This is a genomic window from Mycobacterium sp. 852014-52144_SCH5372336, from assembly GCF_001665615.1.
GTDB lineage: Bacteria > Actinomycetota > Actinomycetes > Mycobacteriales > Mycobacteriaceae > Mycobacterium > Mycobacterium neumannii_A.
Window position 1 is genome coordinate 1 of record NZ_LZSW01000011.1, and the last position, 24920, is coordinate 24920.

Annotated in this window: 21 protein-coding genes and 1 tRNA gene; 11 read left to right on the forward strand and 11 right to left on the reverse strand. The window is 67.7% G+C overall.

Annotated features, from left to right (window positions below; genetic code table 11):
• A partial coding sequence (locus A5759_RS01995; protein WP_197505927.1) for an HNH endonuclease signature motif containing protein occupies window positions 1-315 on the forward strand: 315 nt, incomplete at its 5' end.
• Between the two features lie 55 nt (window positions 316-370).
• Here A5759_RS01995 and A5759_RS02000 read toward each other — a convergent pair.
• The 4 genes from A5759_RS02000 to fdh form a co-directional block, all read right to left on the reverse strand.
• Complete coding sequence (locus tag A5759_RS02000) at window positions 371-1720, reverse strand: MFS transporter (protein ID WP_068193190.1); 1350 nt, start codon at window positions 1718-1720, stop codon at window positions 371-373.
• Window positions 1721-1821: 101 nt separating this feature from the next.
• On the reverse strand, window positions 1822-2778 hold the full coding sequence (gene nrfD, locus A5759_RS02005; RefSeq protein ID WP_068193194.1) for an NrfD/PsrC family molybdoenzyme membrane anchor subunit: 957 nt from the start codon (window positions 2776-2778) through the stop codon (window positions 1822-1824).
• On the reverse strand, window positions 2778-3668 hold the full coding sequence (locus tag A5759_RS02010) for a 4Fe-4S dicluster domain-containing protein (protein WP_068193197.1): 891 nt from the start codon (window positions 3666-3668) through the stop codon (window positions 2778-2780). Before A5759_RS02010 ends, nrfD begins: the two co-directional genes overlap by 1 nt.
• A complete protein-coding gene (gene fdh / locus A5759_RS02015; protein WP_156616772.1) occupies window positions 3665-6916 on the reverse strand; it encodes a formate dehydrogenase in 3252 nt (1083 codons plus the stop codon). Before fdh ends, A5759_RS02010 begins: the two co-directional genes overlap by 4 nt.
• 222 nt (window positions 6917-7138) lie before the next feature.
• Here fdh and A5759_RS02025 point away from each other — a divergent pair, with 222 nt between their 5' ends.
• The 3 genes from A5759_RS02025 (at window position 7139) to A5759_RS02035 (ending at window position 10041) form a co-directional block, all read left to right on the forward strand.
• Complete coding sequence (locus A5759_RS02025; protein WP_068193267.1) at window positions 7139-7984, forward strand: family 16 glycosylhydrolase; 846 nt, start codon at window positions 7139-7141, stop codon at window positions 7982-7984.
• A complete protein-coding gene (locus tag A5759_RS02030) occupies window positions 7978-9495 on the forward strand; it encodes a glycosyltransferase family 39 protein (protein ID WP_068193270.1) in 1518 nt (505 codons plus the stop codon). Before A5759_RS02025 ends, A5759_RS02030 begins: the two co-directional genes overlap by 7 nt.
• 75 nt (window positions 9496-9570) lie before the next feature.
• Window positions 9571-10041: a nuclear transport factor 2 family protein gene (locus A5759_RS02035; RefSeq protein WP_068193273.1), complete on the forward strand. Its 471-nt coding sequence runs from the start codon at window positions 9571-9573 to the stop codon at window positions 10039-10041.
• 275 nt (window positions 10042-10316) lie between these two features.
• On the opposite strand, the gene A5759_RS02040 is transcribed toward A5759_RS02035, so the two are convergent.
• Both A5759_RS02040 and selA read right to left on the reverse strand, forming a co-directional pair.
• Entirely contained in the window at window positions 10317-12026 is a 1710-nt protein-coding gene (locus A5759_RS02040) for a selenocysteine-specific translation elongation factor (protein ID WP_068193203.1), read from the reverse strand.
• Window positions 12014-13324, reverse strand: a complete 1311-nt coding sequence (selA, locus tag A5759_RS02045; protein ID WP_068193206.1) for an L-seryl-tRNA(Sec) selenium transferase — start codon at window positions 13322-13324, stop codon at window positions 12014-12016. The genes A5759_RS02040 and selA overlap by 13 nt, the downstream gene beginning before the upstream one ends.
• 112 nt (window positions 13325-13436) lie before the next feature.
• Here selA and A5759_RS02050 point away from each other — a divergent pair, with 112 nt between their 5' ends.
• Entirely contained in the window at window positions 13437-13958 is a 522-nt protein-coding gene (locus A5759_RS02050; protein ID WP_068193209.1) for a DUF488 family protein, read from the forward strand.
• Window positions 13959-13971: 13 nt separating this feature from the next.
• Here the strand turns inward: A5759_RS02050 and A5759_RS02055 are convergent.
• Window positions 13972-14066 (reverse strand) — tRNA-Sec (locus tag A5759_RS02055).
• A gap of 51 nt (window positions 14067-14117) precedes the next feature.
• On the opposite strand from A5759_RS02055, the gene selD reads away from it, so the two are divergent.
• The gene (gene selD / locus A5759_RS02060) at window positions 14118-15122 is read left to right on the forward strand and encodes a selenide, water dikinase SelD (protein ID WP_068193276.1); all 1005 of its coding nucleotides are present in this window, start codon (window positions 14118-14120) and stop codon (window positions 15120-15122) included.
• Between the two features lie 3 nt (window positions 15123-15125).
• Here selD and A5759_RS02065 read toward each other — a convergent pair whose 3' ends face one another.
• From A5759_RS02065 to A5759_RS02070, 3 genes are all read right to left on the reverse strand, one after another.
• Window positions 15126-15602, reverse strand: coding sequence for a DUF5994 family protein (locus A5759_RS02065; RefSeq protein ID WP_066845746.1), 477 nt, complete (start codon window positions 15600-15602; stop codon window positions 15126-15128).
• On the reverse strand, window positions 15599-15733 hold the full coding sequence (locus A5759_RS26430; protein WP_255361605.1) for a hypothetical protein: 135 nt from the start codon (window positions 15731-15733) through the stop codon (window positions 15599-15601). The genes A5759_RS02065 and A5759_RS26430 overlap by 4 nt, the downstream gene beginning before the upstream one ends.
• 143 nt (window positions 15734-15876) lie before the next feature.
• A complete protein-coding gene (locus tag A5759_RS02070) occupies window positions 15877-17679 on the reverse strand; it encodes a bifunctional serine/threonine-protein kinase/transporter substrate-binding domain-containing protein (RefSeq protein WP_068193212.1) in 1803 nt (600 codons plus the stop codon).
• 330 nt (window positions 17680-18009) lie between these two features.
• Here A5759_RS02070 and A5759_RS02075 point away from each other — a divergent pair, with 330 nt between their 5' ends.
• Together A5759_RS02075 and A5759_RS02080 are read left to right on the forward strand one after the other, a co-directional pair.
• The gene (locus tag A5759_RS02075) at window positions 18010-18597 is read left to right on the forward strand and encodes a hypothetical protein (protein ID WP_082961918.1); all 588 of its coding nucleotides are present in this window, start codon (window positions 18010-18012) and stop codon (window positions 18595-18597) included.
• A 186-nt stretch (window positions 18598-18783) separates the two neighbouring features.
• Window positions 18784-19329, forward strand: coding sequence for a hypothetical protein (locus A5759_RS02080; RefSeq protein ID WP_068193216.1), 546 nt, complete (start codon window positions 18784-18786; stop codon window positions 19327-19329).
• Here the strand turns inward: A5759_RS02080 and A5759_RS02085 are convergent, their stop codons facing one another.
• A complete protein-coding gene (locus tag A5759_RS02085) occupies window positions 19330-20715 on the reverse strand; it encodes a cytochrome P450 (RefSeq protein WP_068193219.1) in 1386 nt (461 codons plus the stop codon).
• Between the two features lie 86 nt (window positions 20716-20801).
• Here A5759_RS02085 and A5759_RS26510 point away from each other — a divergent pair, with 86 nt between their 5' ends.
• From A5759_RS26510 to A5759_RS02100, 3 genes are all read left to right on the forward strand, one after another.
• On the forward strand, window positions 20802-21323 hold the full coding sequence (locus A5759_RS26510) for an aldehyde dehydrogenase family protein (protein ID WP_068193223.1): 522 nt from the start codon (window positions 20802-20804) through the stop codon (window positions 21321-21323).
• 107 nt (window positions 21324-21430) lie between these two features.
• Window positions 21431-23806 (forward strand): lysylphosphatidylglycerol synthase transmembrane domain-containing protein, encoded by a 2376-nt coding sequence (locus A5759_RS02095; protein WP_068193227.1) that lies wholly within the window; start codon window positions 21431-21433, stop codon window positions 23804-23806.
• A 123-nt stretch (window positions 23807-23929) separates the two neighbouring features.
• Complete coding sequence (locus A5759_RS02100; protein ID WP_064396577.1) at window positions 23930-24874, forward strand: cyclopropane mycolic acid synthase family methyltransferase; 945 nt, start codon at window positions 23930-23932, stop codon at window positions 24872-24874.
• The last annotated feature ends 46 nt before the right edge of the window (window positions 24875-24920 follow it).

A 24920-nucleotide genomic window follows, 5' to 3' on the forward strand; every position in this document is an offset into this window, starting at 1 on the left:
GGGGCCACCCGCGGACTGCACGCTCATCACCTCGTGCACTGGGAAGACGGCGGGCCCACCGAACTGGACAACCTGGTGCTGGTCTGCCCGTATCATCACCGGCTGCACCACAGCGGCGACATCACCATCACCGGACCTGCCCACCAGCTACGCGTCACCACCCGCGAAGGCCAACCACTGCACCCCGGATCGCTGGCCCGCACACCCACCGGACCCCCACCCGACGTCGCGCCCTGCCCCGGACCCCTCGGCGAACCCGCCCAATGGCGCTGGTACGAACCCTTCCAACCCCAACCACCACCCCAGGTGAACTGAACCAGCCAAACAGCCTGGTGCGCAGGCGAATCCAACGGGCTATGAAAAGCAGTGGTCAGCGGACGAACGCCGCCCCGCGTTCGCGGTCCAGGAATGTCTCGGACTTGTTCTTCAGGAAGAACAGGTAGACGACGAGCGAGATCGCGATGCATACCGTGACGTATCCGATGAACAGCGGCACCTGATCGCGTTCCTTGAGCGCCTGGTAGATCAACGGCGCCGTGCCGCCGAACATCGAGTTCGCCAACGCGTATCCCACACCGACGCCGAGCGCCCGAACGTGCACCGGGAACAGCTCCGACTTCACCAGCGCGTTGATCGAGGTGTAGCCGGTGAGGATGACGTACCCAACCGCCACCAGCAGGAAAGAGGTGAGCGGAGAACGGGTTTCGGGCAGGTAGGTGATCAGGATGTAGGTGTAGACCAACCCGCCGAAGCCGAACCACAGCAGCAACGGTTTGCGTCCGACCTTGTCGCTGATCATCCCGCCGACCGGCTGCAACAGCATCAGGAAGATCAGGCCAATCAGGTTGATCCATGTGCCCGTCATACCTTCGCCCTTGTAGGCGGTCTTCACGATCGCCGGGGCGTTGACGCTGTAGGTGTAGAACGCGACGGTGCCGCCCATGGTGATCAGGAAGCACAGCAGCAGCGGTCTCCAGTAGCGGGTGAACAGCTCGCGCATTGAGCCGGCGCCCTTGTCCTCGCCGGCTTTCGTCGCCTCGATGACGTCCTCGCTGAGCGACTCGTCCATGGTGCGACGCAGCCAGAACACCACGACCGCCGCAACCCCACCGATCGCGAAACCGATGCGCCAGCCGAAGTCGCGCAGCTGGTCTTCACTGAGGAACGCGTCGAGCACCAGCAGCGTGAACTGCGCCAGCACGTGCCCGCCCACCAGCGTGACGTACTGGAAGCTCGAGAAGAAGCCGCGACGTTCGCGGGTCGCGGCCTCGGACATGTACGTCGCCGATGTCCCGTACTCGCCCCCGGTCGCGAATCCCTGCACAAGGCGCGCGAGCACCAGGACGATCGGCGCGGCGATCCCGATCGTCGCCTGCGACGGCACCAGCGCGATCACCATCGAACAGAACGCCATCAGCGACACACTGACCGTCAGCGCCGCACGCCGGCCCCGCCGATCGGCGAACCGTCCGAAGAACCACGACCCGACCGGCCGCATCACGAAGGTCACCGCGAAGATCGCGTAGACGTACACCGTCGAGTTCTTCTCGGACTCGTCGAAGAACTGCGCTTCGAAGTACGAGGCGAACACCGTGTAGATGTAGACGTCGTACCACTCGACGAGGTTTCCCGACGAGCCGCGGATCGTGTTCCAGATCGCCCGCCGAGTCTGCGCAGGAGTCGACCGCGGCGGCTGCGCTTCGGTGGTCGGTACGGTCATGGACGGACACGGTATCCGACGGAGCAACCGGCCGGATGGATGTTGTTCATGGTCCTATGGGCGAGATTGCACTCAGGGTTGTGGTCGGTCGTGAACAGCCCTCAGTGCATTCTCGTGCGTAGGCGCTCGCGGGCATCCACCCGCTCCCGCTGCGGAACCACGACGTACTTCGGGTCGCGCGTCGACGCCACGCCGGCCTCGAACACCCCGAACCGCTGCAGCGCACTGCCCACGAGCAGCGCCGCCCCCGACGCGGCCATCGTCGCGCGGTTGCGCCCGAGCAGAGCGCCGACGGCTCCTCCCACGGTCAGCACCTCCGATGCCTGACGCAACCGGTGCGGTCGTCCCGTGGTGTACGCCTCGCCCTCGACGCCCATCCGCCGTTCCATCAGCCGCGACGCCGCCACCTCCATACCCGCGCCCAGTACCGCCATGCGGCGTGCCGGACCGGTCTCGTCGTAGGGCGCCAACAACATCCCCAGCCCGGCGCCACTGGCCGCCGCCGAACCCGTGAACACGAACGGCAAATACGGGTGCGCCTCCCGCCACGCCGGAACAGCCGTCTGCGACAACAGAACTGCCGTGTATGACGCCACTCCCGACGCTGTTCCCGCCGCCCACAGCCCGGCCGGTCGCGCCGCCCACTCCACAAACCGACCCAACGCTGTCTTGCGTAGTCGACGCGGCATCAGCTCGGCCACCGCGATCACGCCCGATCCGGGACCGTACGCCGACAAGATCCAGGTGCCCATGCTCATCGGAGAGCTGGGCTTGGCCACCCGCAGCATGTGGTGGAAGCGCTCCGGCCGCCCGAGGTCGGCAATCAGGAAGTACAGGCTCGCCAAAACGCTGACCAGCGAACCGATTCGGGTAACCTTGCGCAGCTCGGTCCGCCCCGTCAGGTCCGCTCCCGCCGCGAGCATCGCCGCGCCGCCGGACAGCCCGCCGCAGAACAGGTACGCCGCAATTCTCCAGTCCCACACCGGGGTCTTGAGGATCTGCTTGCCGTAGTACGAGCGGAATTCGGCCTTCGGCACGGCGAGTTGTTCGCGGGGCATCAGCTGCGCCCTCCGAAGAACGAGGACACGGCGATACCGATCATCGCCGACGCCGCCATGCCCGCGTAACGCCACATCGCGCCCATGTCGCGTGTCGGCACCACGGGATCCGGCGGCAGCCCGTACACCTCAGGTTCGTCGAGCAGCAGGAAGAATGCGCCGTCACCGCCGACACCGTCGTTGGGATCCTCGCCGTACAGCCGCGCCTCGGTGACGCCCCGCTCGTGTAACTCGTTGACACGCAGGGCGGCTCGCTCCCGCAGCTCGTCGAGCACACCGAACTGGATGGAGTCCGTCGGACACGCCTTCGCGCAGGCGGGCTCCAGGCCGTCACGCAGACGGTCGTAGCACAGCGTGCACTTCCATGCCCGGCCGTCACCCTCGCGCCGCTCGATAACCCCGTATGGGCAGCCGGACACACAGTAACCGCACCCGTTGCAAATGTCCTGCTGCACAACGACGGTCGCGAACTCAGTGCGGAACAGCGCGCCTGTCGGGCACACATCGAGACACCCGGCGTGGGTGCAGTGCTTGCAGACGTCGCTGCTCATCAACCAGCGGAAGTCCTGGCGGGTCTCGGGGCTCATCGTGTCGCCGGGGCGCTCGAAACCGGGGATCCCGAGGTCCACCCGTTCCTGTGACGGCTGCTCGATGAACGCGACGTGCCGCCACGAATTCGCTCCCAGCTCACCGGTGTTGTCGAACGACATGCCGAGCAGGTTGTAACCGCTGTCGGGTACCTCGTTCCACTCCTTGCATGCGACCTCGCACGCCTTGCAGCCGATGCACACCGAAGTGTCGGTGAAAAAGCCCATCCGCGGCGGATGTTCGTCGTAGCCCGCGTCGGCGGCGACGTCGTCGAGAGGGCCGTAGAAGCTGTTGTGGCTCATGACTGCTCCTCGGTGTGGTCTTCCGACGGCCCGGTGGTGTCCAGGTTGGTACCGGTCTCGGGGGTGATCCGGGCACGCTCGCGGTACATCGCGATGTACTGCAGCAGCGCAGGACCCCGCGGCCGCCGCCCGGGCTGGATGTCACACGTCGCGACCTTGCTCTCCTGGATGAACACGTTCGGATCGGCCACCACCCCGAGCAGGTCGTTGACCACGTCGCCGTCGATCAAACCGACACTGCCCCAGTGATAAGGCATCCAGACCTGGTGCACGACCCGGTCCTCGACGCGCAACGGCCGCATCCGGTCGGTCACGAACACCCGCGCGTCGACCGCCGAGCGGCTGGTCACCACGTGCGCCCATTCCATATGCGTCAGACCGCGTTCGGCCGCCAGCTCGGGTGACACCTCGACGAACAGACCGGGCTGCAGCTCGCTGAGATACGGCAACTGGCGGCTCATCCCGCCCGCCGTGTGGTGTTCGGTCAACCGTGCGGCGGTGAAGACGAACGGGAACACCTCGCCGTGCAACTCCGGCGGCGACGGGTTCGACGGGTTGTCCGCTCGCCCGTACACCTTGCGCGCCGGGTTTCCCTGCTGCATGTAGAGGGCATTGGCCATCGGCGACTCGTGCGGTTCGTAGTGCGTCGGCAGCGGTCCGTCGAGCACGCCGTTGGGCGCGAACAGCCATCCCTTGCCGTCGGCCTGCATGACGAACGCGTCGTCGCCGCGCAGCGCCTCGACACCGACTGCGTCCGAAGGTGGTTCGTAGTCGGGCGGTTTGGTCTTCTCGAAGTCCGGGACGTCGTAACCCGTCCACTCCCCCTTATCGGGGTCCCACCAGATGAGCTTCTTGCGCTCGCTCCACGGCCTGCCCTGCGGGTCGGCCGACGCGCGGTTGTAGAGCACGCGGCGGTTCATCGGCCACGCCCAACCCCATTGGGAGTCGTCGTGTGGCTCGCGCCGCGCTGCCTGGTTGACCTCGTCGGCGTACACGCCGCTGTAGATCCAACAGCCACACATCGTGGAACCGTCGGACTTCAGCGAGGTATAGCCGTCGACGGCGCGATCGGTCGTCAGATCCACGCCGCTGATGCGCCGGAGCACGTCTGCGGCTGACGGCTCGTCACCGTCGAGCTTGTAGTCCCACGACAGGTCCAGCACAGGACGGTCCCGCTCATCGGTTGAGCCGGCGAGTTTTTCGCGCAGGATCCGGCCCAGGTGGTAGAAGAACCAGAGCTCGGAGCGGGCGTCGCCGGACGGTTCGACCGCTTGTTCGCGCCACTGCAGTTTGCGCTGCGTCTGGGTGAACGTGCCGGACTTCTCGACGTGCGAGGCCGCCGGGAACAGGAACACTTCGGTGCGGCAGGTCAGCGGGTCGATCTCGCCGGTCTCGATCTCCGGCGCGTTCTGCCAGAATGTCGCGCTTTCGATTTCGACGAGGTCGCGCACCACCAGCCAGTCCAGGTTGGCCATGCCGAGGCGCTGCAATCGGCCGTGCGCAGACCCGACCGCGGGGTTCTGCCCCAGCAGGAAGTATCCGAACACATTGCCGTCGACCATGTCCATCACCGCGCGGTAGGTGCCGTGATCGCCGTTGATGCGGGGCAGATAGTCGAAGCAGAAGTCGTTGTCAGCGGTGGCGTTTTCGCCCCAGTACTCCTTGAGCAGCGACACCATGTAGGTATCGGCGTTGTGCCAGAAGCCTTTCTGGTGGTCGCCGCGGATGTCGTCGACGTACTGCGAGAGCGTCTCTTGGCCGGCGTGCGGCATCGCGAGGTAGCCGGGCAGCAGGTTGAACAGCGTCGGCACGTCGGTCGAGCCCTGGATGCTGGCGTGCCCGCGCAGTGCGAACACTCCCCCGCCGGGGCGGCCGATGTTGCCCAGCAGCAGTTGGATGATCGACCCGGCGCGGATGAACTGCGCTCCCAGCGTGTGCTGGGTCCACCCGACGCTGTACACCAGTGCGGCGGTGCGCTCGCGGCCGGAGTTCTCGGCCCACGCCCGCGCGACGTCGAGGAAATCCTCTGCAGGCACGCCGCAGACGCGTTCCACCATCTCCGGGGTGTAGCGGGCGTAGTGCCGTTTCAGGATCTGGAAGACGCAGCGGGGGTGCTGCAGCGTCGGATCGCTGGGGATCCGATGCGCGGTGTCGTCGATGGGTGCGCCGCCCGAACCCTGCTGGTCCGGCGCGGCCTGCTCCTTGGCCCCGGACCCGCCGCCTTCGCGATCGGTCCGCTGGTACTGCCACGTCGACGGGTCGTAGGACGCGGATTCGTCGTCGTAGCCGGAGAACAACCCGTTGAGGTCCTCGGCGTCCTGGAACCGCTCGTCGACCAGGAACGAGGCGTTGGTGTAGGCGGTGACGTATTCGCGGAAGTCGAGGTCGTTGCTCAGGATGTAGTTGATGACCCCGCCGAGGAAGGCGATGTCACTGCCCGCCCGCAGCGTGAGGTGCCGGTCGGCCAGCGCGCTGGTGCGGGTGAACCGCGGGTCGATGTGCACAACCTTGGCGCCGCGCAACTTGGCCTCGACCACCCACTGGAACCCGACCGGATGGGCTTCGGCCATGTTCGAACCCATGATCACGATGAAATCCGAATTGGCGAGGTCCTGCTGGTAGTCCGTCGCCCCGCCGCGACCGAAGGAAGCTCCCAGACCGGGAACCGTGGCGCTGTGTCAAATACGCGCCTGGTTCTCGATCTGTAACGCGCCCAAGGCGGTGAAGAGCTTCTTGATCAGGTAGTTCTCTTCGTTGTCCAGCGTCGCGCCGCCGAGGCTCGCGATGCCCATGGTCCTTCGCAGCGTGTTGCGGTCGGCGTCGAACTGCTGCCAACCCTTGTCGCGCGCGTCGAGCACCCGGTCGGCGACCATGTCCATGGCCGTGTCGAGATCGAGGTCCTGCCACTCGGTGGCGTACGGCGGACGGTAGCGCACCTTGGTCAACCGTTGCGGACCGGTGACGAGCTGCTTGCTTGCAGATCCCTTGGGGCACAGGCGGCCTCGTGAAACGGGACTGTCGGGGTTGCCCTCGATCTGGATGACCTTCTCGTCCTTGACGTAGACCTTCTGCGCACACCCCACCGCGCAGTACGGGCAAACGGAGTGCGCGACCCGGTCGGCTTCGACGGTGCGCGGGGTCAACTCGATCGAGCGCTTCGACTGGGCGGCGTGGCCACGCCCCAACGGGTCCTGGCCCGTGAGCTGCCGGTACACCGGCCACGACTGGAACAACCCCTTGATGTCCACTGCGCCTCCTTCAGGCCTCGAAGGCTCCTTACCCGACGTTGCTCCCATCAAACCGCGTGCGGACTGCGGTTGCTACGAACCGGGCGTATCTCGGCGTTGCGCCTAGTCACACGGAGTGCGGCGCGAACTGCCATCGTCGTCGGATGGCTGCTGTGGGCGCCACGGTGGCCGGAACCCGACCCGATCATGGTTTGCACCCTCTATGGTGCTGCTGTGGCCGAAATCGACCGTCGCACCCTGATGATGATGACCGGAGCCGCCGCCTTGGGCGCGGCCGCTATCCCTTCGCCGCTGGCCAACGCCTCGCCGGTTCGGCCGTCTCCGCCGTCGCAACCACCACCGGACGCGGCGGCCGGAACCTACCTCTTCCAGGACGAATTCGACGGTCCGGCCGGATCGGCGCCCGACCGCTCGAAGTGGATCATCCAGAGCTGGGACGACCCGGTGAACCCGCCGATCGCGGGCCACTACCGCGACGACCGCCGCAACGTGTTCATCGACGGCAACTCCAACCTCGTGCTGTGCGCCACCCAGGAAGGCGACCAGTACTTCAGCGGCAAAGTGCTCAGCCACTTCCGCGGCCAGATCGGAACCACCTGGGAAGCGCGCATCAAGTTGGACTGCATGCACCCGGGTCTTTGGCCCGCCTACTGGTTGCTGAACCAGGACCCGCTGCCGGACGGCGAGGTCGACGTCTTGGAGTACTACGGCAACGGCGACTGGCCGCCCGGGACCACCGTGCACGCCGCGTCCAACGGCCGGACCTGGAAGGGGAAGTCCATTCCCGGGCTGGTCGACCCTGCCTGGCACAACTGGCGAGTGCACTGGGGCGAGGAGGGGTTCAGCTTCTGGCGCGACTACGTCGACGGCGCCGAGCCGTACTTCACGGTTAACAACAACCCGATCCCGGTCCACGGCCGGCCTGGCGACCTGCGGTGGCCGTTCGGTATCCCCGGATACTGGCTGCAGGCCATCTTCAACCTGGCGGTCGGCGGCTCGGGCGGCGGGGATCCGCGTCAGGCGCCCTATCCGTCGGCCATGCTCATCGACTGGATCCGCGTCTGGTAGACGTCGCCGCCCGCGGTCGGCTCACGTGGCTGGAACCGCTGCTCGTCGGCATTCTCGGTGCCGCGGTGAGCCTCGCGGGCGCCGGACGACCGTCGTTCTGGTACGACGAGGCCGCGACGATCTCGGCGTCCTACAGTCGGCCGCTGTCTGCGCTGTGGCAGATGCTCGGCGACGTCGACGCCGTACACGGCCTGTACTACATGCTGATGCACGGCTGGTTCACCATCGTGCCGCCGACCGAGTTCTGGTCTCGGGTGCCAAGCGGCCTAGCCGTCGGGGCCGCCGCGGCTGGGGTGGTGGTGCTGGGTCGGCAGCTGTCGTCGCGGGCGGTCGGGCTCACGGCCGGCGTCATGTGCGCGATCCTGCCCCGGGCGACGTGGGCGGGTATAGAAGCGCGCCCGTATGCGCTGACGATGATGCTGGCGGTCTGGCTGGCCGTGGCACTGGTGTGGGCCGCCGGACGCGAATCCCGTTGGATCTGGGGGGCTTACGGCGGTCTGCTGGCGGTGTCGATCCTCTTCGACGTCTACCTGGCGTTGCTGGTCCTCGCGCACGCGGTGTTCGTCCTGGCGTTCCGGCGGCGACGGACGGTGGTGCTGCCGTTTGCGATCACATCGGGTGTGATCGTCGCGGTGATGGCGCCGTTTGTCGCGGTGGTCGCCGGGCAGGCCCAGCAGATCAGCTGGATCACGCCGATCGGCTCGCGCACGTTCGAAGACCTTGCCGTACAACAGTATTTCGATCGGAACCCGTATTTCGCGGCGCTGTCGTTGGTCGTGGTCCTCGCGGCGATCGGGGTCTGGGTCTTCGCGAGGCGCCCGAGCGCCGGGGAGCGGGAAGCCGTCGTGCTGGCCGTCGCCTGGTCGGTGATCCCGACGGCGTTGATCGTCGCGTACTCGGCGGTGCGCGAACCGCTCTACACCCCCCGGTATCTGTGCTTCACCGCACCGGCCATGGCGCTGCTGCTGGGCGTCTGCATCATCGCGGTGGCGCGCTCCGCGTGGGTGGCGACTGCCATCGTGGCGGTGTTCGCCTTGCTCGCGGCGCCCACTTTCATTGCCGTGCAACGCGGTCCGTACGCGAAGTACCACATGGACTACAGCCCGGTGGCGAACCTGGTCTCCGCGGAGGCCGCCGCGGGTGACTGCTTGCTGGTCAACGACACCGTCACCTTCCATCCCGCGCCGATGCGACCGTTGATGGCCGCGCGTCCCGACGCCTACGCCGGCCTGGTGGACGTCAGCCTGTGGCAGCGCGCCGCCGACCGCCGCCACGTGTTCGACACCAACCTGATCCCCGAGGCCTCGGTCGGACCGCTCGAACACTGCGGCGTCGTCTGGATCATCACGCAGGCCGACCCGAATGCCCCCGAACATGAAGAGGGGGTGGCGATTCCACCCGGCCCTCTTTTCGGCGGGACGCGGGCGTTCGCAGTCAGCCACGACATGGGTTTCCGACTGGTCGAGCGGTGGCAGTTCAGTTTGGCGCAGGTGATCAAGTCGGAACGCTAGCCGTGCGTCGGAATACTCACGCCGAGCGTACGGTTTGTACGTGAACCCGTTTCAATGCACGGAGAAGGACACGCGATGAGCCCACCGCCGTTGGTACCGCCATTCACTCACGACACCGCCGTCGCAAAAATCCGTGCTGCAGAGGATAACTGGAACACTCGCGATCCCGCACGCGTCGCGCAGGGCTACACACCGGACAGCCGGTGGCGCAACCGATCGACCTTTCTTCAGGGCCGCGAAGAGATCATCGAGTTCCTGACCGGCAAGTGGAAGCAAGAACTCGAGTATCGACTGATCAAGGAACTGTGGGCGTACGGCGACGAGCGCATCGCGGTCCGGTTCGCCTACGAATATCACGATGCCGAGGGCCGGTGGTTCCGGGCGTACGGCAACGAGAACTGGGAGTTCGCCGCCGACGGGCTGATGAAGACGCGCCACGCGAGCATCAACGATGTCGCGATCACCGACGAGCAACGGTTGTTCCACTGGGACCGCTCCGGCCCGCGGCCGGCCGACCATCCGGGTCTGAGCGAACTGGGGTTGTGACGGGACATGCGCTCAGTCAGGTACGAAACGGGCGGACGCCCGCGTAAGCCAGTCATAGTCCTCAGCCAGCCTCCAGCACAGAGCCCCTCGGCGCCGCCCGGCCCCAGCAGACAGCCCTTCGACACTGCCCAGCTATCAGCGAATTATTCGCTCGGAACGAATAATTCGCTCTGAGGCGGGCACTTGCGATGTGGAACCCACCAGAAACCAGTGAGACTGGTAGAGCCAGTGCGGCTGGTGGAACTAATGACGCTGGAGCTAAGGAGGCTGCGGAGCTAAAGAGGCTTGGGCGTTGAGCGCTCCTGCGACAGAAGCGTTCGGGTGCCGTCGCCGCCGCGGCGGGTCACCTTTCGCGCGTCGAGGAGTTCGAGCAACGGCACCGCGACCCGCCGAGTGGTGTTCAGCGCGCGCTTGGCCTCGGCGACGGTGAACGGTTGCGGCAACGCCGCGAGGATCTTTGCGGCGCGGTCGACGGCCTGGGGACCGAGGACGACGCCGTCGGCGATCCTGGTGAGCCGTCCGGCGCGGATCGCCGCCGCGAGTTCGCGCGGTCCCAGGTTCAGGTCGGCGAGTTCGTCGGCCTCCGGTGCGTGAAACGGCTCGACCGCCAACCACTCCTCGACCGTTCGCACGGCCTTGTCGACGCGTGCGGGCAACTCCGCATCAGGGCGTCGCACCAGCCCGTCGGCCACCTGAAGTCCGGTGCCCTCCAACAGCGCGAGCAGGAGTTCGGCGGCGGGCACACCGGACTGCTGGCGTAAGGCTTCCAGCGGCATTCCGGCCGCGACATCGTGCCCGGCTGTCCAGTCGTTGAGCGCCGCCGTCATCTGGTGGCGACGCTGCGCCCACCAGTCCTGGTCGACCATCCACTCCCCGATGCGGGTGCCGTCGGCGTCAAAACCCATGGCACGCAACTCAGTTACGCGGACACACGGTGGCGGACGCACACGCCCGGTCGCCAGTTCCTCACCGCGCTCGCGTGCCGCACCGCGACGCCGCAGGGCGGGCGGTCGCACGTCGAGCACCTCGACGCCCGCGGCGATGCGGTGCTCACCGGGGTCGCGCAACAAGCCGATGTCACCGATTCGAAGTGGGAGCGAACGCGTCAGCCGCAGCCGTGCGGCCGCCGCGCCGAGCGGTCGCACGTGCACCGGCACCGCGGCCGACCCGATGTGGAGCACGAGTTGCCGATGCAGTTCGCCGGGTTCCCTTAACAGAACGTCGATTTCGGCGGTATCCAGCCATGCACCTGGCGTGCGGATGGTGTCGCCGCGACCGATGTGCCTGCGGTCGACACCGCGCACATTCACCGCGGCCCGCGCGATGGCGCCGACCTCCCGCCGGTCTTCGCCGAGCGACTGCAGACCGCGGATCGTCAGCCGTCGTCCCGCGTGCTCGAGCTCGTCGCCGACACGCAAGGTGCCCCCCGCCAGCGTCCCCGTCACCACCGTGCCCGCGCCGCGGACGGTGAACGACCGGTCGACCCACAGCCGCACGTCGGCGTCGCGGTCGGGGGCGGGCAGGGCGTCGACAACCGAAATGACTGCGGCGCGAACGGCTTCCAGATCCGTGCCGAGCACCACCGGAACGTCGGGCAGCCGCTCTCGGACTTGTTCGATCGCGTCAGCGGGGTCGGCGAGGTCGGCCTTGCTGATCACGACGAGCAGGTGCCGAACCCCGAGCGCCTTCAGCGCGTCGAGGTGTTCGTCGGACTGCGGCATCCAGCCTTCCGTCGCGGCGACGACGAACATGACGGCGGGGACGGGGCCCACGCCGGCGAGCATGTTCGCGACGAACCGTTCGTGGCCCGGCACGTCGACGAACGCGACCTCACGCCCGTCGAGCGTGGTCCACGCGAAACCGAGATCGATGGTCAGGCCGCGTCGCTGCTCCTCGGCGAGCCGGTCCGGCCACATGCCGGTGAGGCGTTCGACGAGCGTGGACTTGCCGTGGTCGACGTGGCCCGCGGTCGCTACGACGTACACGCCAGCACCGCCTGGACGAGCAGGCCGTCGTCGCCGGGGGCCACCGTGCGCAGGTCCAGCAGGCACCGGCCGCCCTCCAGCCGTCCGACGACCGCGGGTGTGCCGGTGCGCAGCGGCGCGGCATAGGCCTCCGGCAGGCTGACCGCAGCGCTCGGCAGCGCGACGTCGGGCGCGCCACCACCGCCGACCGCGGCGGTGCAGTGGACGGCTTCGGCTCCCGGGAGCTGGGCGGCCAGGGCCTGCGCGCGGGCCCGCAAGTCGGCGACGTCGGCGTCGAGCGCCTGTATGACCGGCGGCGGCGGGCCGACCAGCGTGGCCTCCAGCGCGGCCAGGGTCAGCTTGTCGACGCGCAGCGCCCGTGCGGCGGGATGGCGGCGCAGCCGCTCGATGAGCTCGGCCGAGCCGAACAGCAGACCGGCCTGGGGCCCGCCGAGCAGCTTGTCCCCGCTGGCGGTGACGACGTCGGCGCCGTCGCGCAGAATCGTGGTCGCGTCGGGCTCATCGGGCAGCAGCGGATGCGGAGTGAGGAGACCGGAGCCGATGTCGGCAACGAGGGGAACGACTTTCTTCCCGTCGCTTCGCTCGCCCCGGACGAGGGAGGCGAGCTCGGGCACACCGACCGTCGAGGTGAATCCCGCGACCGAGTAGTTCGACGGGTGCACCTTGAGGATGAAACCGGTGTCTGGGCCGAGCGCGTTGGTGTAATCGCGCAGGTGGGTGCGGTTGGTGGTGCCGACCTCGCGGATGCGCGAGCCCGTGGACTCCATCAGCTCGGGCAGGCGGAAGCCGTCGCCGATCTCGATCAGTTCGCCGCGGCTGACGACGATCTCCTTACCGGGTGCCAGGGTCATCGCGGTGAGCAGCAGCGCGGCGGCGTTGTTGTTGACGACGTGCACGCCGCCGGCCGTCGGGACGGCACGGGCCAACGCGGCGAGCGCGCCGCGTCCGCGCCGGGCCCGGCGTCCGGTTTCGAGGTCGAACTCCACGTCGGTGGCGCCGCTCGCGGTGACGACCGCGTCGACCGCGGCCTCCGACAGCGGGGCCCGACCCAGGTTGGTGTGCACGACGACCCCGGTGGCGTTGATGACCGGGCGCAGGGTGGCCGCGCTTGTGGGCAGCGATGCGACCGCGTCGTCGGCGACCCGCTCAGGCTCGATCTCACCGGCTCGTGCGCGTTGTTGCGACTGTCCCACAACGGTTTTCACCAGTGTCCGACCCAGCACCCTAGATGCCTCGGCCAGGCGTGGATCGGCGAGCAGCGCGTCGGTGCGCGGCACCCGTCGTCGCGGATCGGTCACCGGGTCACCCCCTGCGATTTGTGCACCTTCAGGCGCGCCCAGCGCAACAAAACGTGCACAAATCGCATGAAGCCATCATGGCGCAATCGCGTCGATCGGGTACACCGGTGGTGTGTTGACGTCGGTGGGGCACGGTGCGCTCGATAAGTCGGAGCTCGCGCGGCTGCTGCGCGAGGCTGAGGTCGAGGCGCTCATCGACATCCGCCGCTATCCGAACAGCCGGCACAACCCCGACGTCGCGATGGCCGCGATCACCGAGTGGGCCGAAGAAGCCGGGTTGGCATACCGCTGGGAGCAGCGACTGGGCGGACGCAGAAGTCTGCCGGCGGGTTCGGAACCCGAGGATCCGTGGTGGCGGGTCAAGCAGTTCGCCGCCTACGCCGCGTACACGCGCACCGAGGAGTTCGACGACGCCATCGGCGAGCTTGTGGAGCAGTCGCAGCGACAACACATCGCGATGATGTGCAGCGAGTCGGTGTGGTGGCGGTGCCACCGCCGGATCGTCGCCGACGTCGCGGTGTTGCGGTTCTCGGTGCCGGTCATGCACCTGATGCACGACGGCCGGCTGGTGCCGCACGAGCCGTCGGACGGGGCCCGGATTCGCGACGACGGCCTGGTCGTGTGGGACGGCTGATCACCGGAAAGGGTGGCGGAGGCGGACGGGAATCGAACCCGCCAGCGACAGAATCTGCCGCTCAGCGATTTTGAAGACCGCGCCGGTCACCAGACCGGATACGCCTCCCTGACCCACCGCCCGATCATGCCAGGCAGCATGGAGGCTGTGACCGAGCAGATGACCTACCGACTGACCCAGTACGCCCACGGCGGCGGATGCGCGTGCAAGATCCCGCCCGGTGAGCTCGAAGACGTCGTCCGGGGCCTGACCGGCGCGGCACCCCGCAATCCGGTCGGCGAGCTGCTGGTGGGACTCGGCGACGGCGACGACGCGGCGGCGGTGCGCATCGACGGCGGCTCAGGCGGGGGGGTCGCGTTGATCGCGACGACGGACTTCTTCACCCCGGTGGTCGACGACCCGTACGACTGGGGCCGCATCGCCGCCACCAACGCGTTGTCGGATGTGTACGCGATGGGCGGACGGCCGGTCGTCGCGGTGAACCTGCTGGGCTGGCCGCGCGAGGTGCTGCCGTTCGAGTTGGTCAGCGAGGTGCTGCGCGGCGGACTGGACGTGTGCGGCGACGCGGGCTGCCACTTGGCCGGCGGGCACAGCGTCGACGACCCGGAACCGAAGTACGGGTTGGCCGTCACCGGCGTCGCCGATCCGAATCGGTTGCTGCGCAACGACGCAGGTAAGCCGGGTGTGCCACTGTCGTTGACCAAGCCGCTCGGTGTCGGGGTGCTCAACAGTCGACACAAGAACACCGGCGAGACGTTCCCGGAGGCGATCGCGGTGATGACCACGCTGAACGCCGATGCCGCGCGGGCCGCCGTCGCCGCCGGTGTCGAATGCGCCACCGATATAACGGGTTTCGGCCTACTCGGACACCTGCACAAGCTCGCACGCGCCAGCGATGTCACCGCGGTGATCGACAGCGCGACGGTGCCTTATATCGACGGTGCGCGAGAGGCGTTGGCGCAGGGCTACATCAGCGGCGGAACTCGGCGCAACCTGGACTGGGTGGCGCCGTACGTCGACCTGACCGCCGTTGACGAAGACGAGGCGCTGTTGCTGGCCGACGCGCAGACCTCAGGTGGTCTGCTGATCGCCGGCGAGATTCCGGGCGCACCCGTGATCGGCGAACTGGTGCTGCGTGGCGAGCACACGATCGTCGTGCGCTGACAGTTATGCCCGGGCCGTCCAGGCCACGCTGTCGGACTGAGCATCCCGGATGACCGTGTCGGCGGCGTCGCTCCACTGCGCGCATTCCGGTGTGCCGTCGTTCGATTTACCGACCGCGCACCGCATGACCATCGCACCGAGCGCGGGCGTCGTCATATGCGGTATCACAAGCAGTTTCACCGACGCAGAACGTCCGGCGACCACCATCAGCCGATGCGGCCGGCGCGGGGCGGGATTCTTGGTGCGGGTGCTCGACAGGATCGAGTTGTAGTCCAGCGTGCCCTCGGTGGCCGCCCAGTTGACCCGGATGTCGATGATCTCACCCAGCGTCTTGTGCAGGGTTTCGATCAGCTCGGGCAGTTCACCGGCTACCGAGCCGGTGTGGGGCCACCAGGCACCGTCGATGTCGGAGCCGAGTTGTGGTGCGAGCACGAGGCGGACGGGTCGGGCCAGCCGCCGCGTCCCCGTGAGGCCGTTCATGCCGAGGGTGTGGACGGACCGCGTTCGGGGCGGTCGGAGAACACCGGATTGGTCACGGGTTCGTTGGAGTGGTCTTCGCTCGAGACGTACTCGGGCTGCTGAGGGTGTGAAAACAGGTCGTTCGACTGCATGTAGCAAGTCCTTCGTTACGTTCCGCTGCGGCCGATGCCGAAAGTGGCGCGCGGTGTCAAAGCGCAGTTCCATCGCGTGGAAAAGATGGCTGCTAACCGGAGACGGCTGCCTTCAGGTTACACCCGTACCCAGAAGCGCGTGATCAACGGGCCGCGCCGTTGATCTGCGGCGTGGAGATCATGCCCTTCTCCACGCCCCACATCAGCGCGATGGTGCGGTACTCGCCGGTGGAGATCAGGTGCGCCAACGCCTGGCGCAGCGACTCGGCCAGCCCGGACCCCTTGGCCACCGGCCAGCCGTAGGGCGCGGAGTTGAAGACGTCTCCTGCGGCCTCCAGCGCACCGCCCGAGGTCTTGATCGCGAACCCCGCGACCGGTGAGTCCGTGGCCATGACGTCGACCTCGCCGTTGATCAGCGCCTTGGTCAGGTCGTCCTGCGTCACGTAGACGACTTCGTCGATGGGCGCCGATCCGGCGGCCACACACTCCTTGCTCTTCGCCGGAATTTCCTCGGTCTCCTGAAGCGTCGCGTATGCCACGCCGATACGCAGCCCGCATGCGTCGGCCGGGGTGAACCCGGACCCGGTCCGCTGCGCCCACAGCGTGCCCGCCTGGAAGTAGGTGACGAAGTCGACCGACTCCTCGCGCTCCTTCGTATCGGTGACCGATGACATGCCGACATTGAAGTCACCGGCCCGCACCGACGGCAGGATGGCCTCGAACGCGGTCTCGCGGTATTCGGGAACCAGACCCAGCGTTCGCGCGATCGCGTTCATCAGATCGACGTCGAAGCCGACGATCTGACCGTCGGCATCTTTGAATTCGTTTGGCGCATAAGGGGTATTGACACCGATGACGAGCTTGCCCCTCGACCGGATGTCCGCGGGCACCGTCGCCGCGATCGATGCGACCGCACCTTCAGCGGCGGGCGGCGGCGTCGTGGTCTCTTCGACGCTGGCCGGTCTGGCGCTGCCGTCGCCGCGCCACTGCAATACGCCGAAGGTGCCAAGCGCCGCGACCAGCATGACCGACGCCGCCATGGCCAGCGCCCGGCGTGGCACCCGTCGGGCGCGTGCCGTTGCCGGTGCCCGTCGCGCCTGGTGCCTGCCGCTGCCTGCGGTGCGTACCGGTGCGGTGAGCGCACGGCGTGCGGCGTCGGCCAGGTCGCCGGCCTTCTGGTAGCGCTTGGCAGGCGTCTTGGCCATCCCTTTGGCGATGACTTCGTCGAAGGCCGCCAATCGCGGATCGACCGCCGACGGCTTCGGCACGTCCTTGCTCATGTGGCCGGCGATCTGCTGCTCGAGGCTGTCGGCGGGATACGGGCGCACGCCGGTCAGGCACTCGTAGAGCACACAGGCCAGTGCATAGATGTCGGCGGTCTGGTCGACCGGTTTGCCCTCGAAGCGTTCGGGGGCCATGTACGCCATCGTCCCCAGCGTGCTGCCCGCGGTGGTCAGGCCCTTCTCGCCTGCGCTGCGCGCCAAGCCGAAGTCGATGAGGTACACGAATTGGCGTTCGGTGACCAGAATGTTCGACGGCTTGATGTCGCGGTGGATCAGGCCGCGGGCATGGGCGGCGTCGAGAGCCGTCGCCACCTGTTCGGCGATCTTGACCGCGAGCGTGGTGTCGAGTGGGCGTTTACCGGCGTCGCTGAGGATGGCGCCCAGGTTGCGGCCCTCAATGAGGCGCATGTCGAGGTAGAGGCGGCCGTCGATCTCGCCGAACCCGTGAATGGGCACGACGTGCGGGTCGTTGAGCCCGGCGGCGGCCTGGGACTCGCGCCGGAAGCGCTGTTGAAAGATCTCGTCGGCGGCCATGCTCGGCGGCAACACCTTCAGCGCGACGATGCGGTCGGTCTTGGTGTCGTAGGCGCGGTAGACCTCGCCCATACCGCCGCGGCCGATCAGTTCCTGCAGCTGGTAGTGCCCGAATGGTGTCGCGTCCACCGTCTTTATTAACCCCTCGACAGCGGCCAACCCCGCATCGTGTGTCGATTGAAGTTACATCATGTTTGCCAGAATCTCTGAATATTCTTCGCCGTTCTTGGCGGGCGGCCGCGGGCCTGCCGTGGTTGTGCTTGCGCTGCTGTTTTCGGGGTGGGTGGGACAGGTTGCTGTCGGTGACGGATGTTGCCGGTCGTTCGCGCGGCGCGAGCGTGCGCAAAGTGCTGATTTTTCGCGGCGTGTCGGGTGCCGACGCGCACGCTCGCGAAGGGGGTGGAAGGAGGTTTGGATGGGCGGTCTCGGTCAATTCCTCGGACGACCGAGGGAGGCGCCATGCAGACGGTCCAGCGCGGGTGGTGGCACTGGCGGATGATCCACGCGCTCGGTCGAAATCCGCTCGTGCGCATGAGCGATCGCGTCGAGACCTTCGTGATGGTGCTGGCGGTGACGGCCTCGCTGATCGCCATACCGGTCGCCGGGGCGATGGCGACGGCCATCCACGAGGAACGTGGCCGCGCGTATGTCGCAGAAGCCCAGCATCGGTACCCGGTGACTGCCACCGTCACCGCGACGAGCACGGCGCTTCGAGGCACCGATGTCTCCGTGGTACAGGCGAATTGGCGGTTTGCGGGTGTTCAGCACACCGAGCGTTTCCGATGGGACCGGCCCGTCAAAGCTGGGCAGACCATTGCCATCTCGGTCCATCCGGACGGTCGTCGCGCGCAGCCGCTGGATCCGTGGTGGCGAGCCGGGGTCGACGCGGCGGTCGCGGCGATGTCGTTCTGGCTCGCGGTGACGGCGGTGGCGGCGATGTTCGTCGTCGGCGTCCGGCCGTGCCTGCGGCGGGTGCGGTATGCGGCGTGGGACCGCGAGATCGCCAGCCTCGCCGACGACGGCGGCACGGCGAACCGTCGCTCCTGACGGGTGGTACTCGAGCCGTCGCGGGGCTCGAGCCGTCGCGCGGCCACTCAACCGCCGCGAGCGACCGCTCTTGTACGGCCAAACGCGGCGTGTCGGCGCACAAACACGGTCACTCGCGGGGGTTTGAGGTGGGCTCACGCGGGGGTTTGAGGTTTGAGCTTTGGTGACAGTGGTAAAAGCACCGGCATGTTGACCAACTCGAAGAAGTTTTCACCGCTCCTGGTGGCCGGCGCGGCAGCTGCCGCGATCGCTGCCGCGCCTGCAGGCTTTGCTTCGCCGTCGTTCCTCCCGACCGGTGGCCCCTCGGGCTGCGTCGACCCCGCCGGCACAGGCTGCGCGGTCGCTCCGGCCCCGGCTCCGGCGCCCGCACCCGCGCCGGGTGTGTGGACACCGCCGCCGCCTCCTGGCGCTCCGGCCGCGGCCGGCGCCGTTCCGGGTGGACCGGCCGGCGTAGCCGGACCCGAGGGCGCAGCGGGCGCAATCCCCGGGGGCCCGGCCGGCGTGGCCGGACCCGAGGGTGCCGCGGGCGCGATCCCCGGCGGTCCCGCGGGAGCAGCCGGACCGCAAGGCGCGACGGGTGCCATCCCCGGCGGCCCGGGCGGCACAGCCGGACCGCAGGGCGCCGCGGGCGCCATTCCGGGCGGACCGTCCGGCGTGGCCGGACCGCAAGGCGCCGCCGGGTGCATTCCCGGAGTCGCTTGCGGCAGCGTGCCCGCTACCGACATCCCCTGATCAGTTCTGCGTCGCGGATGACGTGTCGGCGGTGGCGGATCTTGATGCAGCTTGATCCGCCGCCGTCGACACGGCAGTCTTCTTCGCCGACACCGTGATTCGCGCACCGCGGTGCGGTGTCATGATCACGTGTTTGAGCTTCTGCCGCTCGCCTGGAGAGTTCGTCGTCGCCAGCTCGACTCGGCGCAACACCTCACGCAACACCACGCGCATCTCCACCATCGCGAATCCCGCACCGAGACAGCGGCGATTGCCCCCGCCGAACGGCAGCCATGTCGTCGGGCTCAGGGTCGCGCCGACCATGCGATCAGGATCGAAACGGTCGGGGTCGGGATAGATGGCGGCATCGTCGTGTACCAGCGTGATGCTCGGCACCACCATCACCCCCGCAGGCAGCCGGTGACCGGCGATCTCCACCGGCTCGGTGAGGATCCGGCCGACATCGGGAACGACGGGGCGATTCCGCAGCGTCTCCTTGGCGATCGCGTCCAGATACTCGTCGTCGCCGGATTCGGCCGCCCGCACGGCCTTTGACAACACATCCGGATTGCGGGTCAACCGCTCCAGCGCCCAGGACAACCCGGTCGCGGTCGTGTCGTGCCCGGCAACCAACAGCGTGATCAGTTGGTCGCGCAGCTCCCGGTCGGTCATCCCCGCGCCGTCGTCGACCCCGGCGCGCACCAGCATCGCCAGCGCATCGGTGCGCTCAGCGAGGTTGGGATCGGCGCGACGGTCCGCGATCTCGGCATACAGGAGCCGGTCGGCGTGATCCATGTTGCGGCGCAGCCGTTGCCACAGGCGATGTCTCAACAACTTGGGTTTGGCGATCGCCACCGATGCCCACGGCCCGACGTTCAGCAGTTGCGGCATCACCTCGCGCAGCGCGGCCAACCGATCGGGGTCGCTGGCGCCGATCACCGTTCGCAGGATCACCTCGAGGGTGATCTCCGACATCTTCGGCGCCACCGCGAACGGCTCCCCCACCGGCCACCCGGCGATGTTGTCCGCCGCGATCTCGGCCATCACATCGGCCTGCCGCGCCACCGCGTCACGGTGGAACGGCGCCATCATCAGCCGGCGGCGCTCGCGGTGCACCTCGTCATCGACGACCAGCACCGAGCTGTCCCCCAACAGTCCCACCAACATCGAATTCGCCTCGCCGGCATGGTAAATCCGCGGGTCGCCGGCGAACACCGTCTTGATGTCGGCCGGATCGGAGAGGTAGACCATCGAGCCGACCATCGAATTGGTCAGCGTGAACACGTTGCCGTAACGGCGTTGGCAGATCGACACGATCCGCGGCCACCACCGCATCATCAGCAACAGCAGTGCGAACGACGGGAGCCGAGGTCCCGGCGGCAGCGCCGACGCCGTTGTTGTACTCATGCCTAATAGAGTAATGCCGTCGGCAGCGGGTAGGCAATGAAAATGACCCGCTATCCCGATTTCGACACCATGCCGATCGGCAAGCAGTGGCGAGCAGGCTCGTCCGGCAAGACCCGCAGGACACCGACCCCTACACCGGCGACGTGCTGACCGAGATCCCCCAGGCCGACGCAGACGACCTCGACGAGGCCTACACGACGGCCCTTGAGGCGCACCGAGATTGGGCGGCCCAACCGCCCATGGCCCGCGCGCAGGTGATGCGCGACGCCGCCGACGTGATGGGGGCGCGCAACGACGAGATCATCGACTGGTTGGTCCGCGAATCCGGCGGCACCCTCGCCAAGGCCGAACTCGAGTGGAGCCTGGTGCGCTCGGTGCTGTGGGAAGCCGCGTCGATGCCCCACCACGTCGAGGGCAAGATCATGCCGTCGGACATCCCCGGCATGACCCACGTCAACGACGCGCCCGTCAACGACGACGCCAACACGGCGTTCGGCGGGGAGAAGGCGTCCGGGATCGGCCGCTTCGGCGGCCAATGGGCGATTGACGAATTCACCACCGAGCACTGGATCTCCGTGCAGCACGAGCCGAGGCAGTACGCGATCTGACTTCTCCGGTCCCCGGTCGGCCAATGAGCCGCTTTCCACGGGTCAGCGGCTAAGTTGACGGCGGGTCGCTACCGACGTGACCCCCGACCGGAGAAGATCGTTGATACATGCGCGTTGACGGACGGGACATCGCCGTCTCGGGCAGCCTGCTGCAGCCTTTGACGAGGCGGACCAACGACATCGTCCGCGTCGTGCTGGCCGCGCTGTTCCTCGCGATCGTCATCACCGGCTCGGTCATCACCCGCAACGAGTGGGTGGCGCTGGAACGCTCGATCTCCGAGATCGTCGCGGTTCTGACGCCCACCCAGGCCAACCTGGTCTACCTCATCTATGGCATCGCGATCGTCGCGCTGCCGTTCGTGATTCTGGTCAGCCTGATCCTGTCGCGACAGTGGAAGCTGCTCGCCGCCTACGCCGCAGCGGCCGTCATCGCCGGATCCGCGTTGTCGATCAGCGGCCTGGGGCTGACCGCACCGCGCTGGCACTTCGACCTGTCCGGGCGCCTCGACACGTTCGCGTCCCAATTCGTCGACGACCCGCGCTGGATCGCGATGCTCGCCGCGGTGCTCACCGTCTCCGGCCCCTGGTTGCCTGCCCGATGGCGGCGCTGGTGGTGGACGCTGCTGCTGGCGTTCGTGCCGATCCACCTGGTGGTCAGCGCGGTGGTGCCGGCCCGCTCGCTGGTCGGGCTGGCGGCCGGCTGGTTCGTCGGCGCCCTGGTGGTGCTCGTCGTCGGAACCCCCGGGCTGGAGGTCCCCCTCGACGGCGCGGTGCGGGCGATGGCCCGGCGCGGATGCGTCGTCACCGGCCTGCGGGTGGTGCGCCCGGCAGGTGCCGGACCGCTGGTGCTGACCGCCACCTGCGAAGACCAGCAGACCGCGGCGGTGATGGAACTTTACGGACCCCACCAGCGGGGCGGCGGCGTGCTGCTGCAGCTGTGGCGAAAAGTGCGGTTGCGCGACCGCGAGACCGCGCCGCTGCACGCGTCGATGCGCCGCCTCGTCGAGCACCGCGCCCTGATGGCCATCGCGATCGGCGAGCTCAAGATCGCCAACGCGTCGACGATCGCCGTCGCCGCGCTGGACCGCGGCTGGACACTGTACGCCCACACCCCGCCCCGCGGAATTCCGATCAGCGAGTGTGCCGACTCGATACCCGTCGGCCGGGTGTGGGAGTCGCTGCGCGACCTGCACGACTGCCAGATCTCCCACGGCGACCTGCGCAGCAGCGAGATCACCGTGGACGGAGACACGGTGCTGTTCGGCGGATTCGACAACGCCGAGTACGGCGCCACCGACGCCCAGTTGCGCAGCGACATCGCTCAGCTGCTGGTGACGACGACGCATCTCTACGACGCGGGTTCGGCGGTGCGGGCGGCGATCGACGCGTTCGGCAACGACGCGGTGCTGACCGCGTCGCGGCGGCTGACCATGGCCGCGATGCCGATGCGCATCCGCAACTCCGTGACCGACCCCAAGGCCGTCATCTCCGCCGCCCGTGACGAGGTGAAGCGTCAGACCCGCGTGGACGAGATCCGCACCGAGACCGTCACGCGGTTCACCCGCGGCCAGCTGATCCAGCTGGTACTGCTGGCCGCGCTGGTCTATGTCGCCTACCCGTTCCTGTCCTCGGTGCCGACGTTCGTCACCGAACTGCGCACCGCGAACTGGTGGTGGGCGCTCCTCGGCCTCGCCGCCACGAGCCTGACGTACCTCGGTGCGGCGGCGGCGCTGTGGGCGTGTGCCGACGGGCTGGTCAGCCTGTGGGGGCTGATCGTGATGCAGGTGGCCAACAAGTTCGCCGCCACCACGACGCCCGCTGGGGTGGGCGGGCTGGCGCTGTCCGCGCGGTACCTGCAGAAGGGCGGTGTCAGCCCGATGCGCGCCACCACCGCCGTCGCGCTGCAGCAGTCCGTCCAGGTCATCACTCACCTGGGGCTGCTCATCTTCTTCTCCACCGCGGCCGGCGTATCGGCGGACTTGTCGCGCTTCGTCCCGAACGTGACGCTGCTGTACCTGATCGGCGGTGTGCTGCTCGGGCTGGTGGGTACGTTCTTGTTGGTGCCGAAGCTGCGGCGGTGGCTGTCGACGGCGGTGCGGCCGCGGCTGGAGGAGGTGGTCGGGCACCTCATCGCACTGGCCCGGGAACCGCGACGGCTGGCGATCATCATGGCGGGCTGCGCCGCGACGACGCTGGGCAACGCGTTCGCGCTGTGGGCGGCGATCGAGGCCTTCGGCGGTGACACGTCGTTCATCACGGTCACCGTGGTGACAATGGTGGGCGGCACGCTGGCCTCGGCCGCACCCACGCCGGGCGGGATCGGCGCGGTCGAGGCGGCGCTGATCGGCGGCCTGGCGGCGTTCGGGATGCCCGCCGCCGTCGCCGTACCGTCGGTTCTGCTCTATCGGGTGCTGACCATTTGGCTGCCGGTCTTGGTCGGTTGGCAGGTGATGCGCTGGATGACCAGGAATTCGAAAATCTAGGCCTGATGTCGTGGTGCCGCCCCTCATCACCGCAGCGCTCGGAGGTACTGTTTCACCATCGTGTCGAAGAAAACTGCGCGATAGTCGAATATTCGTCCCTCGATCAGTTTCTAAGGGTGGGCCGTGGTGGGAACCTCAGATACACAGCAGAGCTCGACAGACCAGGCGCAGTCGAAGTGGCTGTCCAAATCCGCATCGCAGACGCGCGGATCGGACAAGGACGAAGTCCAGTTCCACTACGACATCTCCAACGAGTTCTTCAAGCTCTGGCAGGATCCGTCGCAGACCTACAGCTGCGCGTACTTCGAGAAGGACGACTACACGCTGGAGCAGGCGCAGCTCGCGAAGGTCGACCTCTCCCTGGGCAAGCTCGGCCTCAAGCCCGGAATGACGCTGCTCGACATCGGCTGCGGCTGGGGTTCGACGATTCAGCGGGCCGTGGAGAAGTACGACGTCAACGTCATCGGCCTCACGCTGAGCGAGAACCAGAAGCGCCACATCGAGGAGAACCGGTTCGCCAACATCAAGAGCGACCGGAAGATGGAAGTCCGGCTGCAGCCGTGGGAGGAATTCGAGGGCCGGGTCGACCGAATCGTCTCCATCGGCGCGTTCGAGCACTTCGGCTTCAACAAGTACGACGACTACTTCAAGAAGACCTTCAACTGGATGCCCGACGACGGCGTGATGATGCTACACACGATCATCATTCCCGAGGACGAGGAGATCAAGGCAAAAGGACTGCCGCTGACCATGTCCCGGGTGAGATTCATCAAGTTCATCATGGACGAGATCTACCCCGGCGGACGTTTGCCGCTGGCCTCGATGGTGCGCGAGCACGCAAACAAGGCCGGCTATACGGTCACGCGTGAACAGCACCTGCAGTCGCACTACGTCAAGACGCTCGATACCTGGGCAGCGAACCTCGAGGCCAAGAAGGACGAGGCGATCGAGATCACCTCCGAGCAGATTTACGAGCGCTTCCGCAAATACCTGACCGGTTGTGCCGACCTTTTCCGCGACGGCTACACCGATGTCGCTCAGTTCACGTGCGAGAAGGCGGCTGCTTAGCCGGTTTACGAAAAGTGCGATATAAAGCTTGGTCGTTACGGGGTCG